At 51.0% G+C, this 1,075-nt stretch carries 1 protein-coding gene and 1 pseudogene; both read left to right on the top strand.

The genetic code is table 11. The features are described from left to right. Positions 1 to 259 (top strand): annotated as a pseudogene (locus K787_RS25285) (T6SS immunity protein Tli4 family protein); the annotation flags it as partial. Between the two features lie 69 nt (positions 260 to 328). Then, positions 329 to 1,075: hypothetical protein (locus K787_RS24505; protein ID WP_022964879.1), on the top strand; the 747-nt coding region annotated here is incomplete at its 3' end.

Here is a 1,075-nt window from a genome sequence, read left to right as displayed (position 1 = left end):
CGAGCCCAGCTATATCGGTGGCCATCTAGCCGGGCTTGAGGGCTGGCAGCTAGAGCCCAAGCCAGACTCGGGCGAGCAGGAACGCGCCTGGTTCGCCCTGGCACACACTGGCGGCGGCACACGACCGATGGTGGCTGTACAGATATTCACTTTCCAGAAAGGGGTTGATGACCTCACTGAGTTCACCCCACCACCGGAAGAAGTCTTGCCGCGCTGGAAAGCCTTGAGCAAAACCATTCAGGTGACGCTTGATAAATAGCTCTGTTTTCAGTCAGCAACAAGAGGACCACCATATATCCCTTGGGCGGGCGTGGTTTGGTTCACAAACATGATCAAACCTATTCTCGCCAGTGCCCTCTGTCTCGCCACTAGCGTGGCATTCGCAGAGGAGTCCCGCCAGGAGTGTCTAGGCAGGCTGACCTTTCAGGTACCCGAAGAGATCGAATGGGCTACCTATGATGCTGAGCGTACTTTCCGTATCTCTACGGGCGGGGGACACAACTTTACTTCTAAAGTAACCGCAAAAGGTGATCTTGCTGCCTACGACTATCACGATCTGGTGATCTATATAAGCGATATCGTCGATCGTTCCGAGTTCGAAGGTGCTGTTAGTTATCAGAAAGGGACAGGTAGGCTTTATCAGCAGCAGTTGGAAAAGGATTTGGAGAGTCATAAACGTCTTTTGAAACAGTTCGAAACTGGTGACTACCCTGAAAGTTTGGTGGCTGATCGGCTGGAAAAAATTGCGGCGGTAGAGAAGAACATTCCTTTAGCCGTCCCCATTGAGCACGATCTCGGTATCCCTGACGCCTACTTTATTGGAGGACAGACAGCACCAGTTGATGCTTATCTCTATCGCGAAGGGCGAGTGTATTTTTTTGCAATGAACAAGGCTAACAAGCATTCTGCCGACCATTTCAGAGACCTGGTTAGCCGTTTCAGCACTCGCGACCTGTATGAAGTGCCTGAAGGCCCAGGCATTTGTTTCCCGTATGGTTTTATTGCTGACGATGGGAAAACCGCCTATTCCATCAAAAACAGCCTGCGCTTTACTAGCACGCCTAATGTTATTTTT

It is taken from the genome of Halopseudomonas pelagia CL-AP6 (assembly GCF_000410875.1).
Classification (GTDB): domain Bacteria; phylum Pseudomonadota; class Gammaproteobacteria; order Pseudomonadales; family Pseudomonadaceae; genus Halopseudomonas; species Halopseudomonas pelagia.
This window is presented reverse-complemented; position numbering and strand designations above follow the sequence as displayed.